Consider the following 13,976-nt stretch of genomic DNA (forward strand, 5'->3'; position numbering starts at 1 on the left):
CACGGCCGATCCGGCCGCGCGGGGCTCAGCCGGTGATCGTGACCTTGGTGGGCCCGCTGTACTTGGTGCCGACCCGGGCGAACACCTGGTACGTCCCCGCCGGCGCGAACGGCCCGGCGGCCAGGCCCGCGCTGTCGCACCGGCTGGTGTCCCGCCCGTTCCAGCCCACCTGGTAGGAGCGCTCGAAGCCGGGTGTGAACGACTGCACGTCCGAGCCCTGGACCTTTCCGCAGGTGTCGGACGACCACACCTTCTCGGCGCCGGCCTTGACGAAGATCTCCTGGAGGTCCGCGCCGACGTCACGACTGCACGTACGGTCCGACGTGTTCTTGATCTTCAGTTGCAGGTCGACCACCGCGCCGCGCTGTACCGAGGTGGGCCGCGCCACCGACGTCACGCTGATCTCCGCGTCCGTGCAGGTGCCGTCGTCGCCCGAACCGGCGGCCGAGCCCGGCGGCGGGTCGTTGCTGGTGACCTCGGGGCTCGGATCCGTGGCGTTCGCGTTCGCGTTCGTGGCGTTCGGATCGGCGGACTGGCCCGTGGCGTTCGGCTCCGGGGAGCCGGACGCCGGCGGCGCGCCGGTCTGCGGGGTCAGCACCGAACCACTGGGCCCGGGACTCGACGTCGTTCCCGCCCCCGTCTGCCCGCCGGAGCGACCCGAACCGGAACAGGAGTAGAGCAGGACAATCAGGAAGAGAAGCCCCGCTCCGAGTACGACGGCGCGACGCCGCCAGTACACGGCGGGTGGCAGGGGGCCGACCGTCAGACGCATGATGCCCCCCACCGTAGTCGCGCCGCACCCACCTGCGGGTCACGACGCGCCGGAGCGTCAGCGCGGCGGCGCGCGGAACCTCCACTGAGGACGGACGGGTCGACGTCCGGCCGCTCGTTCAGAGGTAGACCTTGCGCTGGTAGACGGCGTGCGCGCCGGCCACCCGGTCCAGGAAGAGCAGCCCCTCGCAGTGGTCGATCTCGTGCTGCAACGCCCGCGCCTCGAAGCCGTCCGTGACCAGGCGCACCGCCGCTCCCGTACCCGGCAGGTCACCCTCCACCACGAGCCGACTGGCCCGCTTCACGTCCCCGGTCAGGTCCGGCACTGACATGCACCCCTCCCGACCCGGCTTCCACCGGGTCGCCTCGACCACCCGGGCGTTGCACAGCACGAAGGTGCCGTGCACGGTGACCGCCTTCGGATGGCCCGTCACGTCGACGGCGAAGACCCGGGCGCCCACACCGACCTGCGGCGCCGCCAGACCCACACAGCCCGGCGAGACCCGCATCGTGGCCACCAGATCGGCGGCCAACCTGACGGTCTCCTCGGCGGTGGGATCGACGTCGCCTCCGGCCTGGCTCAGCACCGGGTGCGGGGCCGACACGACGGCCCGCACCTCACCCGCCACCGCCAGCGAATCCGGCGTCCAGTCCCCCAGACCGGCGTACGCCTCGCCCTGCCCGTCGCTCACAGCAGATCCGGATCTGCCGGCCGGAGGGTGACCTCGACCCCGACCTCGGCGGCCGTCCGGTGCAGCCGTTCGGTCAGCGCCTCGACGACCCCCGCCGGCAGCTCGACCTCGGCCAACACCACGTACAGCGAGCCGGCCAGCCGGGTGCTCAGGTCGGTGACGTTTCCACCGGCGTCCACCAGCACGCGCGTCATCGCCGCCACGATGCCCATCCGGTCCGATCCGTGCACCGCCAGCACGTACGGTTCGCCGGCCGGCGCCACCGCACCGTCCGGCGTCACCGCGCGTACGGTCGCCAGCAGTTGCCCCTCGGCCGCCAGGGGCGCCAGCGCCGCCTCCACCTCGGCGGCGGCCGGGCCGGTGCAGATGAGGGTCATCGCGAAATGCCCCCGCAGCCTGGTCATCGTGCTGTCGGTGAGGTTCGCGCCCAACCCGGCCAGCACCTCGGCGACGTCGGCCACGATGCCCGGCCGGTCCCGGCCGATGACGGTGATCGCGAGCTCGTTCATCCGCGCATTCTGCCCGATCCGCCCACCACCACCGCGACGCCCCGGCCGAGCCGCCCAACCAGCGGGACCGGGCCGCGTGACATCATCGACGACGCCATGACTCAACCCGATTTCGCCGCACTGGTCAGCCGATGGTTCCAGCAGCACGCCCGCGACCTGCCATGGCGGGAACCCGACGTGACGCCGTGGGCCATCCTGGTCAGCGAGGTCATGCTCCAGCAGACGCCGGTGGTCCGGGTCGTGCCGGCCTGGCACGCCTGGCTGGCCCGCTGGCCGGACCCGGCGGCCCTCGCGGCGGACACGCCGGCCGAGGCGATCCGCATGTGGGGGCGCCTCGGCTATCCCCGCCGCGCGGTCCGTCTGCGGGAGTGCGCCGTTGCCATCGTGGACCGGCACGGCGGCCAGGTGCCCGACCGGCTGGAACAACTCCTGGCGCTGCCCGGCGTGGGCACGTACACGGCACGTGCGGTGGCGGCGTTCGCGTTCGGCCAGCGGCACCCGGTGGTCGACACCAACGTACGACGGGTGGTCTGTCGAGCCGTGGCCGGTGAGCCGGACGCCGGCCCGGTCACCCGCCCCGCCGACCTGGTCGCCACCGAGGATCTGCTGCCCACGGAGCCGGCCGCCGCCGCGCTGGCCAGCGCCGCGTTCATGGAGTTGGGCGCGGTGCTCTGCACGGCCCGCTCGCCGCGCTGCACGGCCTGCCCGGTCGAGTCGGTCTGTGCCTGGCGGGCCTCCGGGCAGGAGCCACCGACCGGCCCGACCCGCCGCCCCCAGCGGTACGCGGGCACCGACCGTCAGGTACGCGGGCTGCTGCTCGGGGTGCTCCGGGAGACCACCGGTCCGGTCCCGCACCAACGCCTCGACCAGGTGTGGACCGACGACGTGCAGCGCGCCCGCGCACTGGCCGGCCTGGTGCAGGACGGGCTCGTGGAACCGGTCGGCGCCGACTCGTTCCGGCTGGCCGGCGACGGGCCGTCCAACCCGACCGCCAACCTGACCACCTGACCCGCCAGGCCGTTGGGGCGTAACGGCCCACGGCGCACACCTTCGGGGAAACTGCTGCATCCGGCGGCCGGAAAGCAGCAGTTTCCCCGAAGGTGCGGGTGGGCCTCGGCGGATACGACGTGGCGGGAGGCGCCGGGTCGGCGGGAGCGGGCTGTCGGCAGCGCACAGAAAAGGGGCGGGGCCCCGGTGGCTTGCGCCGCCGGAGCCCCGCCCCTTTGTTGTGCTGCTGGTTATGCCACCTCGTCCGCTGCCGCGGTGCCGGCGGCGGTGCCACCGAGGTCGGCCGGAACGGCGTCCGGAACCTCCACCGGCTTGTCCGCGCCCCGGAAGACGAGCTTGGACTTGTCGATGTCGTTCGGGTCGCCCTCGCAGTCCACCACGACGATCTGACCGGGGGTCAGCTCGTTGAACAGGATCCGCTCGGAAAGGTTGTCCTCGATGTCGCGCTGGATCGTGCGACGAAGCGGACGGGCACCGAGCACCGGGTCGAAGCCCTTCGCGGCCAGGTACTTCTTGGCGTTGTCGGTCAGCTCCAGACCCATGTCCTTGTTCCGCAGCTGGCCCTCGATCCGCTGGATCATGATGTCCACGATCGAGAGGATCTCGGTCTGACGCAGCTGGTGGAAGACGATGGTGTCGTCGATCCGGTTGAGGAACTCAGGCCGGAAGTGCTGCTTGAGCTCGTCGTTGACCTTCTGCTTCATCCGGTCGTAGTTGGACTCGGAGTCCTCCGACTGCTGGAAGCCCAGCGACACCGCCTTGGCGACGTCACGGGTGCCCAGGTTGGTGGTCAGGATGATGACCGTGTTCTTGAAGTCCACGATCCGGCCCTGACCGTCGGTGAGCCGACCGTCCTCCAGAATCTGCAGAAGCGTGTTGAACACGTCCGGGTGGGCCTTCTCGATCTCGTCGAAGAGGACCACCGAGAACGGACGACGACGCACCTTCTCGGTCAGCTGCCCGCCCTCGTCGTAGCCGACGTAGCCGGGAGGGGCACCCACGAGGCGGGACACCGTGTACCGGTCGTGGAACTCGGACATGTCCAGCTGGATGAGGGCGTCCTCGCTGCCGAAGAGGAACTCGGCGAGCGCCTTGGACAGCTCGGTCTTACCGACACCGGACGGGCCGGCGAAGATGAACGAGCCGGACGGGCGCTTCGGGTCCTTCAGGCCGGCCCGGGTACGCCGGATCGCCTTCGAGACCGCCTTGACCGCGTCCTCCTGGCCGATGACGCGCTTGTGCAGCTCGTCCTCCATGCGCAGCAGGCGCGAGGTCTCCTCCTCGGTCAGCTTGTAGACCGGGATACCGGTCCAGTTGCCGAGCACCTCGGCGATCTGCTCGTCGTCGACCTCGCTGACGACGTCCAGGTCACCGGCCTTCCACTCCTTCTCCCGCTGCGCCTTCTGACCGAGGAGCTGCTTCTCCTTGTCACGCAGCTGGGCGGCGCGCTCGAAGTCCTGCGCGTCGATCGCGGACTCCTTGTCGCGGCGCACCTGGGCGATGCGCTCGTCGAAGTCACGCAGGTCTGGCGGCGCGGTCATCCGACGGATGCGCATCCGCGCGCCGGCCTCGTCGATCAGGTCGATCGCCTTGTCCGGGAGGAAGCGGTCCGAGATGTACCGGTCGGCGAGCGTCGCGGCGGCCACCAGAGCGGCGTCGGTGATGCTCACGCGGTGGTGCGCCTCGTAGCGGTCACGCAGGCCCTTGAGGATCTCGATGGTGTGCGCCAGCGACGGCTCACCCACCTGGATCGGCTGGAACCGGCGCTCGAGAGCGGCGTCCTTCTCCAGGTGCTTGCGGTACTCGTCGAGCGTGGTGGCACCGATGGTCTGGAGCTCACCACGGGCCAGCATCGGCTTGAGGATGCTCGCGGCGTCGATCGCGCCCTCGGCGGCACCCGCACCCACCAGGGTGTGGATCTCGTCGATGAACAGGATGATGTCGCCCCGGGTGCGGATCTCCTTGAGCACCTTCTTGAGGCGCTCCTCGAAGTCACCGCGGTAGCGGGAACCGGCGACCAGCGCACCGAGGTCGAGCGTGTAGAGCTGTTTGTCCTTCAGAGTCTCGGGCACCTCGCCCTTGATGATCTTCTGGGACAGGCCCTCCACCACGGCGGTCTTACCGACGCCGGGCTCACCGATCAGGACCGGGTTGTTCTTGGTACGGCGGGAGAGCACCTGCATGACCCGCTCGATTTCCTTCTCGCGCCCGATGACCGGGTCGAGCTTGCCCTCGCGGGCGGCCTGGGTCAGGTTGCGGCCGAACTGGTCCAGCACGAGGCTGGTGGACGGCGCGGCCTCACCCGGCGCGGCACCCGCCGCGGCGGGCTCCTTGCCCTGGTAGCCGGAGAGGAGCTGGATCACCTGCTGGCGGACCCGGTTGAGGTCGGCGCCGAGCTTGACCAGCACCTGGGCGGCGACGCCCTCGCCCTCGCGGATCAGCCCGAGCAGGATGTGCTCGGTGCCGATGTAGTTGTGGCCGAGCTGCAGCGCCTCGCGCAGCGACAGCTCCAGCACCTTCTTGGCCCGCGGCGTGAACGGGATGTGCCCGCTCGGCGCCTGCTGGCCCTGGCCGATGATCTCCTCGACCTGCTGGCGGACGCCCTCCAGGGAGATGCCGAGGCTCTCCAGAGCCTTGGCGGCGACGCCCTCACCCTCGTGGATGAGGCCCAGCAGGATGTGTTCCGTACCGATGTAGTTGTGGTTGAGCATCCGGGCCTCTTCTTGGGCCAGGACGACAACCCGTCGCGCTCGGTCGGTGAACCGCTCGAACATGCCCTCGTGCTCCTCACGTGCCGTGCGCCTTGATGGTCAAGATCTTGGCGGGGCCGGTGCACGAACGTCCGGGACGGGCGTCCGTGCCTCCTTACTCTATCGTCGCTGACCGACTCAGCTGAGGTCGTGTCTCTCCGGTCCGGGTCGGTTCCACGTCGTTTTGCACAACCGTCCGCGCTCAGGAGGTGTTCCGGTACCCCTGTCGCTACGCGCAGAGCGAAATCCGATCGACCCCGTGGAAGCCCTCCGCCGCCTCCGGAGAGGCCCAGCGGGGGTCCGGGAGAGGCCCGGGACGGCCATCCACAGGTTGTGGACAACTTCTCCACCGCCTGTGGACAACGTCGCCCGGGCCGCTCGACATTCCCGTCCACCCCGGCCGCCCGACTGCGGCCCGCCCGGGGTGGAAAGACGGCGACGCCGGCCCGGAGGATGCTCCGGTCCGGCGTCGGTGTCGCCCCGCGGTGGCCGCCGCCACCGGTCAGCTGAGGGGAATCAGCGCTTGGCGTGGAACTCGTCGACGATCTCCTGGGGAATACGACCGCGGTCCGAGATGTCCTTGCCGGCCTTCTTGGCCCAGTCCCGGATCGCCTTGTTCTGCTCCCGGTCGGCGGTGGCGCCACCGCGACCGCGGGCGGCCCGCCCACCGATCACCACGCCACCGCGACCCACCTTGGTGCCCGCCCCGACGTACGGCGCGAATACGTCGCGCAATTTCGCGGCGTTGGCGCCGGACAGGTCGATCTCGTACTGAACGCCGTCGAGCGCGAACTTGACGGTCTCGTCCGCGTCCCCGCCGTCCAGGTCATCGACCAGCTTGTGAATGATCTGCTTGGCCACGTCCCACATTCCTTTCGAGCAGGGCGCTCCTGCTAATGAGAGCACAATAACCCGCGTGCCGCTCGCCCCGTCAATAGGATGCCGTTACGACTCGCTGGGAGTCGGCGGACGACTACTCCGGACGGACCAACGGGAAGAGGATCGTTTCCCGAATTCCGAGGCCGGTCAGGGCCATCAAGAGACGGTCGATTCCCATTCCCATACCCCCGGCCGGAGGCATTCCGTACTCCATGGCCCGGAGAAAGTCCTCGTCGAGACGCATCGCCTCGTCGTCGCCGCGAGCCGCGAGCTGCGCCTGGGCGACCAGCCGTTCCCGCTGCACCACCGGGTCGACCAGCTCGGAGTACCCGGTGCCCAGCTCGAAACCGAGGACGTAGAGGTCCCACTTCTCGGCGAGTCCCGGCTCGCTGCGGTGCGCCCGGGTGAGCGGGCTGGTCTCCTCCGGGTAGTCCCGTACGAAGGTGGGCGCCTGCAGGCCGGGAACGACCAGTTCCTCGAACAACTCCTCGGCCAGCTTGCCCGGACCCCACTTCGGGTCCACGGCCAATCCCACCTTGTCCGCGTACTCGACCAGCCGGGAGCGTTCGGTACGGACCGTGACCTCCTCGCCGAGCGCCTCGGAAAGGACCCCGAACAGGGACACCGATCGCCACTCGCCGCCCAGGTCGAACTCCCGCCCGTCGGCGTGGGTCACCACCGTCGAGCCGCTCACCGCGATCGCCGCCTGTTGCACGAGATTGCGGGTCAACTCGCCGATCGTGCCGTAGTCCCCGTACGCCTGGTACGTCTCCAGCATCGCGAACTCCGGCGAGTGCGAAGAGTCGACACCCTCATTACGGAAGTTGCGGTTGATCTCGAAGACACGGTCCACGCCGCCGACGACGGCGCGCTTCAAAAACAGTTCCGGCGCGATTCGCAGATACAGATCGGTGCTCAACGCATTGCTGTGGGTCACGAACGGTCGGGCCGTCGCGCCTCCGTGCAACAGTTGCAGCATCGGAGTTTCCACCTCGATGAAGCCCTGACCGTGCAGTGAATCGCGCAGGCTGCGTACCGCCGCCGCGCGGGTACGCACCATCTGCCGGGCCTGCGGGCGGACGATCAGGTCCACGTAGCGCTGCCGGACCCGCGCCTCCTCGGAGAGCGGCTTGTGCGCGACCGGCAACGGCCGCAGCGCCTTGGCGGTCATCTCCCACCGCTGCGCGAGCACGGACAACTCGCCCCGCCGGCTGGTGATCACCTCGCCGGTCACGCCGACGTGGTCACCCAGGTCGACCAGGCGCTTCCAGGCCTCCAGCCGCTCCGGGCCGACCCGGTCGAGGGAGAGCATGGCCTGCAACTCGGTGCCGTCGCCGTCCCGCAGGGTCGCGAAGCAGAGCTTCCCCGTGTTGCGTACGAAGATCACCCGGCCGGTGACCGAGACCTCGTCGCCGGTGGCGGTGTCCGTCTCCAGGTCGGCGTAGCGCTCCCGGACCTCGGCCAGCGTGGTGGTCCGTGGGAAACCGACCGGGTAGGGCTCGACGCCCTCGGCGAGCATCCGGTCCCGCTTCTCCCGGCGGACCTTCATCTGCTCGGGAAGGTCGTCGGCGGGGTCCACTGGTACGGCGTTCTGCTCGCTCACGGCACGCTTCCTCGTCACGGGAGATACAGGGGGTCAGGCCCGAGCGTACTCAAGCGCTCCGGAGGCCGTTACGGGATAACCTGCCCGTCATGGCCGATCACACTCAGGCGCTCTCGTTCGGCGTCGCGGCGAGCGATTATGACCGGTTTCGACCCCGCTATCCCGAAGCGGCCGTCCGGTGGGCACTCGACGGGTTGCGCGACGCCCACGTGGTCGACCTCGGCGCGGGCACCGGCATCCTCACCCGTCAGGTGCTCGCCCTCGGGCACGACGTGACGCCCGTGGAGCCGGACCCGGGTATGCGCGCCCAGCTCGACGCCGCCACCGCCGGGTGCAGCGCGCTGGCCGGTGGCGCCGAGGCGATTCCGCTGCCCGACGACGCGGCGGACGCCGTGGTGGTGGGGCAGGCGTACCACTGGTTCGACCGCGACCGGGCCCACGCCGAGATCGCGCGGGTGCTGCGGGGCGGTGGGACGTTCGCCCCGATCTGGAACCTGCGGGACGAGCGGGTCGCGTGGGTGGCCGAGCTGGGTCGGATCGCCCACCTGGGCGACAACGCCGGCGACGTGGTCGGACGGTACGACGACTTCGGTGCGGCGTTCACGCCGATCGAAACGGGCGAGTTCACGCACCACACCACGCTCACGCCGGACGAGGTGGTGGCGATGATGCACACCCGCTCGTACTGGCTCACCGCCCCGGCCGACCGACGCGCCCGGATCGACCGGGACCTGCACGACCTGTTCACGGGTCATCCCGACCTCGCCGGGCGGGAGACGGTCGACCTGCCGTACCGGACGATCGTGCTGCGGGCGCGGCGACGCTGAGGCCCGCGCGCCGGCCGACCTCGACGGCGGCCGGCGTCAGAGGTTGCGTTCGTAGACCATCCGCAGGCCGATCAGGGTGATCATGGGCTCGTGGTGGGTGAGGGTGCGGCACTCGTTGAGCACCAGCGAGGCGAGGCCACCGGTGGCGATCACCGCCTTCACCTCGCCCAGCTCCTCGGTCATCCGCTCGACGATCCGGTCCACCTGCCCGGCGAAGCCGAAGTACAGGCCGGCCTGGAGGCACTCCACGGTGTTCTTGCCGATCACCGAACGGGGCTTGGTGGCCTCGACCTTGCGCAGTTGCGCGGCGCGGGCCGCGAGCGCGTCGAAGGAGATCTCGATGCCCGGGGCGAACGCCCCGCCGAGGAACTCCCCGCGACCGCTGATCACGTCGAAGTTGGTGGTGGTACCGAAGTCCACGACGATCGACGGCCCACCGTAGAGGGTGTACGCGGCAAGGGTGTTGACCACCCGGTCCGCGCCCACCTCCTTCGGGTTGTCGATCGCCAACTGCACCCCGGTCCGCACGCCCGGCTCGACGATCACGCTCGGCAGGTCGGCGTAGTAGCGGCCCAGCATGGTCCGCAGCGAGCGCAGCGCGGCGGGCACCGTGGAGCAGGCGGCCACGCCGGTGATCTCGACGTTGTCCCCGGCGAGCAGGCCCCGGAACATCAGACCCAGCTCGTCCGCCGTCGAACGGGCATCGGTCTTGATCCGCCAGGAGTGCACCAGCTTGTCGCCGTCGAAGGTCGCCAGCACGGTGTTGGTGTTTCCGATGTCGATGCAGAGCAGCACGCTCGCAGCCTAGACAACTACCTCGTGCGCAGGTCCAGCGCGATGTCCAGGATCGGCGACGAGTGGGTCAACGCCCCCACCGAGAGGAAGTCGACGCCGGTGGCCGCGTAGCGGGCCGCGACCTCCAGGGTCAGCCCGCCGGTGGCCTCCAACTCCGCCCGGTCGCCCACCGCGGCGACCGCCTCGGCCAGCACCTCCGGCGTCATGTTGTCGCAGAGCAGGAAGTCGGCGCCGGCCTCGACCGCCTCCACGGCCTCGGCGACGGTGGTCACCTCGACCTGCACCGGCACCTCCGGGAACGACTCCCGAACCCGCCGGTACGCCGCCGTGATGCCCCCGGCCGCCAGCTTGTGGTTGTCCTTGATCATGGCCACGTCGTAGAGGCCCATCCGCTTGTTGGTGCCGCCGCCGGCCCGCACCGCGTACTTCTCCAACGCCCGCAGGCCGGGCGTCGTCTTGCGGGTGTCCAGCACCATGGCCTTCGTTCCGGCCAGGGCGTCCGCCCAGGCCCGGGTGTGGGTGGCCACCCCGGACATCCGGCAGAGCAGGTTCAGCGCGGTCCGCTCGGCCGTGAGCAGCAGCCGGGTCGGACCGGTCACCGTCGCCAGCACGTCGCCGCGGGCCACCCGCTCGCCGTCGCGGGCCCACACCGACACCTCGACGGTACGACCGGCAGCCGTCACCTCGCCCACCAGCTCGAACACGGCGGCGGCCACCGCCAGCCCGGCCACCACCCCGTCCGCGCGGGCCACCAGGTCGGCGGTGTCGGTCTGCTCGGCCGGGATGGTCGCCACGCTCGTGACGTCCAGGAATTCCGGCCCCAGATCCTCGACCAGCGCGGTCTCGACCACCCGTCGTACCTGTTCCGGGTCCAGGCCGCCCGCCCGCAACGCCACCCGAGTCGACTCGATCATGAATTTGCCTCCCACTGCTGCGTCACCGCGCCCTGCGCCCCGACCGACCCGACGAGGTGGCCCTGCCACCGCTCGTCGGCCGTCGGGAAGTCCTCCCGCCAGTGGCATCCCCGCGTCTCGGCGCGCGCGTACGCCGCCGCGACGAGCGTCGACGCCACCGTGAGCAGGTTCGTCGCCTCCCAGTCGGCGGTCCGGGGTCGCCCCCGCGCCGCGCCCAGCTCGGTCAACGTCTCCGCCGTCCCGGCAAGCGTCGCGGCCGAGCGCAGCACCCCGGCGCCGCGGGTCATCGCCCGTTGCAGGGCCGACGTGGCGCCGGCCGGCACCACCCAGCCCGCGCCGCCGCGCCACGCGCCGACGTCCGCCGGTTGCGCCTGCTCGGGCAGGCCGGCCGCGATGTCGTCGGCGATGCGCCGGGAGAACACCAGCCCCTCCAGCAGCGAGTTGCTGGCCAACCGGTTCGCGCCGTGTACGCCCGTGCAGGCGACCTCGCCGCAGGCGTACAGGCCGGGGATCGACGTACGGCCCCGCAGGTCGGTACGTACGCCGCCGGACGCGTAGTGGGCGGCCGGAGCGACCGGAATGAGGTCGGTGGCCGGGTCCACGCCGATCGCCAGGCAGGACGCCACGATGGTCGGGAAGCGCGCGGCCAGGAAGTCGCCGCCCAGGTGCCGGGCGTCGAGGAACACGTGGTCCGCGCCGCCCGCCAGCAGCACCCGGTGGATGCCCTTGGCCACCACGTCCCGGGGGGCCAGCTCGGCCAGCTCGTGCTGGCCCACCATGAACCGCTTGCCGTCGGCGTCCACCAGGTACGCGCCCTCGCCGCGCAGCGCCTCGCTGACGAGCGGCTGCTGGGCGTGCCCCGCCCCGGGCACCCCGACGCCCGACGGGGTGATCAGCGCGGTCGGATGGAACTGGACGAACTCGACGTCGGTCACCGCCGCGCCGGCCCGCAACGCCAGCGCCACCCCGTCGCCAGTGGACACCGCCGGGTTGGTGGTCGCCGCGAACACCTGCCCCATTCCGCCGGTGGCCAGCACCACCGCCCGGGCCAGCAGCGCGCCCACGCCGTCCTCACTGCCCTCGCCGAGCACGTGCAGCGTGATCCCGCAGGCCGGGCCGAGGCCGTCCGGGCCGTCGCCGGGCGCGCGGAGCAGATCCAGCACGAGGGCGTGCTCGACCAGCCGGATCCACGGGTCGCGTTGCACCGCGGCGTGCAGGGCCCGCTGCACCTCGGCGCCCGTCGCGTCGCCGCCCGCGTGCACGATCCGGTCCGCCCGGTGCCCACCCTCGCGGGTCAGCATCAGCGAGCCGTCCGGATGGCGGTCGAACTCCGCGCCGATCCGCATCAGCTCCCGCAGCCGGGTCGGCCCCTCCTCGACGAGGACCCGTACGGCCGCCGGGTCGCAGAGCCCCACACCGGCGATCTCGGTGTCCCGCGCGTGGGCCGCCGGAGTGTCCGCCGGGTCGAGCACCGCGGCGATGCCGCCCTGCGCCCACCGGGTCGACCCGTCATCGATGTTGACCTTGGTGACGACGGTGACGTGCAGACCCGCCTCACGCAGGTGCAGGGCGGCGGTCAGCCCCGCCACCCCGGACCCCACCACGATCACGTCGGTGGTCTCGACCCAGCCGGGCTCGGGCGCGGCCAACAGTCTGGGCAGGGCCGGCAGGTCCACGGTCGGAACGTCCATCCCACCAGTCAACCCGAACGATCCTCGCCGGGGGCGGCGGGGGCTCAACGAGTGGTTTGGGCTACCCCGTCCGGCCGGTCACTTCGTCCGCACCGGCAGACCGGCCGGGCCCGCGCCCTTCAACGACGCGGTGACCGTACGGTCGCTCAACCACAGGTAACAGCGGACCCCACGATCACCGACCCGCCAGCGCCCCGCCCCGGGCGGCCGCACCACCACTCCGGCGCGGAAGCGCAGCACGGAATCGTCCGGCACGCCCACGTAGCGCCCGAGGACGCTGCGGCAACCGTCGTAGAGCGGCGCCCAGTCGGCGTCCCTGGCCGGGTACGGCTTGTCCGGCGCGCGCCACACCCCGACGAACTCGGCGTCGTGCCGGCCACCGCACTCCACCGGGACAAGCGTCTGCACGCCCCGCCCCGCCCCGGCCCGCGTCTGCTGACAACCGAGCCGCAGCCCGCTGGCCCCCTTCAACACGTTCCGCAGGCTGCCCGAGCGGACCACCACCGTGGCCCCCGCCTCGACAGTGGTCAACTCGGTCAGGTCGCACCGGTACCAGCGGGCGCCGGCGGTCCAACCCGGCCCGGAGGGCAGCGCCACCGACAGCCGCAGACGGCCGGCCCGCCAGTCGTCGCCCACGTACCCGGAGGCCCGGGTGTCGCACTCGGCGAACGCGCCGCGCAGCTCCACCGAGCCGGTGGCCGGCGCGGCGGGCCGCTCGGCGGGGAACGCCCCCACGTGCACAGTCTCCACCCGGTGCGGGCCTGCGCAGTCGATCGGCTGGTAGGTGGCCAGCGTGACCACCTCGGTGAAGTCGGCGGCCTGGCACACCCCGACGGCCGGCGTGAAGGCCGTCGCCGGCGGCAGCGCCGCCCAGTCGTCGGTCAGGTCGCCGTCGAGACCACCGGACCCGGCACAGCCCACCAGGACCACTGCCGTGACGGCAGTGACGAACAGGGTCGTCATGGCACGGCGCATCGCGGCCTCCCCCAGCCACCTACCGGCTTCCGCCAGCGTGCCCAGGGTAACCGGAAATGACCTTCCGGTGACAGACCGGAATCTCCGCGCGAGATCAGACTCCGGACACCGCGAACGGGTTGGGCACCGGTTCACCGGCCGTGCCCGGCGCCGCCGTGGCCGGATCGGCACCCAGCTCGACCACCCGGTTGTCGGCGTCCACGTGCACCACCCGCGGCCGGTACGACCGGGCCTCGGCGTCGTCCATCTGCCCGTACGAGATCAGGATGACCAGGTCACCTGGGTGTACGAGATGCGCGGCGGCACCGTTGATACCGATCACGCCGCTGCCCCGCGCACCCGGGATGACGTACGTCTCCAGGCGTGCGCCGTTCGTGATGTCCACGATCGCGACCTGCTCGCCGGGGATCAGGTCGGCGGCCTCGAGCAAATCCTCGTCCACCGTCACCGAACCGACGTAGTGCAGGTCGGCCTGGGTCACCGTGGCGCGGTGGATCTTCGACTTGAGCATGGTCCGCAGCATCGAAAGTGGCCTTTCGGAAAGGTGGTGGTGGTGGGGATA

13 protein-coding genes are annotated in these 13,976 nt (G+C 71.3%); 2 read left to right on the forward strand and 11 right to left on the reverse strand.

Translation table 11 applies throughout. From position 1 onward, the window contains the following. Window positions 1–25: 25 nt before the first annotated feature. The 3 genes from ACTFTM_RS30360 to ACTFTM_RS30370 all read right to left on the reverse strand — a co-directional run bounded on the left by ACTFTM_RS30360 (window position 26) and on the right by ACTFTM_RS30370 (window position 1,972). Window positions 26–772 carry a hypothetical protein gene (locus tag ACTFTM_RS30360; protein WP_449563723.1) on the reverse strand — a complete coding sequence of 249 codons (747 nt, stop codon included), beginning with the start codon at window positions 770–772 and terminating at the stop codon, window positions 26–28. A 118-nt stretch (window positions 773–890) separates the two neighbouring features. Next, the gene (locus ACTFTM_RS30365) at window positions 891–1,463 is read right to left on the reverse strand and encodes a peptide deformylase (RefSeq protein ID WP_449563724.1); all 573 of its coding nucleotides are present in this window, start codon (window positions 1,461–1,463) and stop codon (window positions 891–893) included. Beyond that, window positions 1,460–1,972, reverse strand: coding sequence for a glycine cleavage system protein R (locus ACTFTM_RS30370; protein WP_449563725.1), 513 nt, complete (start codon window positions 1,970–1,972; stop codon window positions 1,460–1,462). Before ACTFTM_RS30370 ends, ACTFTM_RS30365 begins: the two co-directional genes overlap by 4 nt. A 96-nt stretch (window positions 1,973–2,068) precedes the next feature. Here ACTFTM_RS30370 and ACTFTM_RS30375 point away from each other — a divergent pair, with 96 nt between their 5' ends. Next, window positions 2,069–2,980, forward strand: a complete 912-nt coding sequence (locus tag ACTFTM_RS30375) for an A/G-specific adenine glycosylase (RefSeq protein ID WP_449563726.1) — start codon at window positions 2,069–2,071, stop codon at window positions 2,978–2,980. Between the two features lie 230 nt (window positions 2,981–3,210). On the opposite strand, the gene ACTFTM_RS30380 is transcribed toward ACTFTM_RS30375, so the two are convergent. The 3 genes from ACTFTM_RS30380 to lysS all read right to left on the reverse strand — a co-directional run bounded on the left by ACTFTM_RS30380 (window position 3,211) and on the right by lysS (window position 8,212). Then, entirely contained in the window at window positions 3,211–5,754 is a 2,544-nt protein-coding gene (locus ACTFTM_RS30380) for an ATP-dependent Clp protease ATP-binding subunit (RefSeq protein ID WP_449563727.1), read from the reverse strand. A gap of 492 nt (window positions 5,755–6,246) precedes the next feature. After that, window positions 6,247–6,591: a histone-like nucleoid-structuring protein Lsr2 gene (locus ACTFTM_RS30385; RefSeq protein ID WP_355051005.1), complete on the reverse strand. Its 345-nt coding sequence runs from the start codon at window positions 6,589–6,591 to the stop codon at window positions 6,247–6,249. Between the two features lie 112 nt (window positions 6,592–6,703). Beyond that, the gene (gene lysS, locus ACTFTM_RS30390) at window positions 6,704–8,212 is read right to left on the reverse strand and encodes a lysine--tRNA ligase (RefSeq protein WP_449563728.1); all 1,509 of its coding nucleotides are present in this window, start codon (window positions 8,210–8,212) and stop codon (window positions 6,704–6,706) included. A gap of 89 nt (window positions 8,213–8,301) precedes the next feature. Here lysS and ACTFTM_RS30395 point away from each other — a divergent pair, with 89 nt between their 5' ends. Beyond that, complete coding sequence (locus ACTFTM_RS30395; RefSeq protein ID WP_449563729.1) at window positions 8,302–9,039, forward strand: class I SAM-dependent methyltransferase; 738 nt, start codon at window positions 8,302–8,304, stop codon at window positions 9,037–9,039. Between the two features lie 36 nt (window positions 9,040–9,075). Here the strand turns inward: ACTFTM_RS30395 and ACTFTM_RS30400 are convergent, their stop codons facing one another. From ACTFTM_RS30400 to panD, 5 genes are all read right to left on the reverse strand, one after another. Then, window positions 9,076–9,834: a type III pantothenate kinase gene (locus tag ACTFTM_RS30400; RefSeq protein WP_449563730.1), complete on the reverse strand. Its 759-nt coding sequence runs from the start codon at window positions 9,832–9,834 to the stop codon at window positions 9,076–9,078. 17 nt (window positions 9,835–9,851) lie between these two features. Next, entirely contained in the window at window positions 9,852–10,748 is an 897-nt protein-coding gene (nadC, locus tag ACTFTM_RS30405) for a carboxylating nicotinate-nucleotide diphosphorylase (protein WP_449563731.1), read from the reverse strand. Continuing rightward, the gene (locus ACTFTM_RS30410) at window positions 10,745–12,439 is read right to left on the reverse strand and encodes an L-aspartate oxidase (protein ID WP_449563732.1); all 1,695 of its coding nucleotides are present in this window, start codon (window positions 12,437–12,439) and stop codon (window positions 10,745–10,747) included. The genes nadC and ACTFTM_RS30410 overlap by 4 nt, the downstream gene beginning before the upstream one ends. Window positions 12,440–12,517: 78 nt before the next feature. Next, a complete protein-coding gene (locus tag ACTFTM_RS30415) occupies window positions 12,518–13,414 on the reverse strand; it encodes a septum formation family protein (RefSeq protein WP_449563733.1) in 897 nt (298 codons plus the stop codon). 94 nt (window positions 13,415–13,508) lie between these two features. Next, window positions 13,509–13,937, reverse strand: a complete 429-nt coding sequence (gene panD, locus ACTFTM_RS30420) for an aspartate 1-decarboxylase (protein ID WP_449563734.1) — start codon at window positions 13,935–13,937, stop codon at window positions 13,509–13,511. Window positions 13,938–13,976: the final 39 nt, after the last annotated feature.

The sequence above is a fragment of the Micromonospora sp. RB23 genome, from assembly GCF_053585025.1.

Bases quoted from the DNA above. Each gene is read 5' to 3' on its own strand.
- ACTFTM_RS30360 (WP_449563723.1), bottom strand. From the start codon at position 772: ATGCGTCTGACGGTCGGCCCCCTGCCACCCGCCGTGTACTGGCGGCGT.
- ACTFTM_RS30370 (WP_449563725.1), bottom strand. From the start codon at position 1,972: ATGAACGAGCTCGCGATCACCGTCATCGGCCGGGACCGGCCGGGCATC.
- ACTFTM_RS30375 (WP_449563726.1), top strand. From the start codon at position 2,069: ATGACTCAACCCGATTTCGCCGCACTGGTCAGCCGATGGTTCCAGCAG.
- ACTFTM_RS30380 (WP_449563727.1), bottom strand. From the start codon at position 5,754: ATGTTCGAGCGGTTCACCGACCGAGCGCGACGGGTTGTCGTCCTGGCC.
- ACTFTM_RS30395 (WP_449563729.1), top strand. From the start codon at position 8,302: ATGGCCGATCACACTCAGGCGCTCTCGTTCGGCGTCGCGGCGAGCGAT.
- nadC (WP_449563731.1), bottom strand. From the start codon at position 10,748: ATGATCGAGTCGACTCGGGTGGCGTTGCGGGCGGGCGGCCTGGACCCG.
- ACTFTM_RS30410 (WP_449563732.1), bottom strand. From the start codon at position 12,439: ATGGACGTTCCGACCGTGGACCTGCCGGCCCTGCCCAGACTGTTGGCC.
- ACTFTM_RS30415 (WP_449563733.1), bottom strand. From the start codon at position 13,414: ATGCGCCGTGCCATGACGACCCTGTTCGTCACTGCCGTCACGGCAGTG.
- panD (WP_449563734.1), bottom strand. From the start codon at position 13,937: ATGCTGCGGACCATGCTCAAGTCGAAGATCCACCGCGCCACGGTGACC.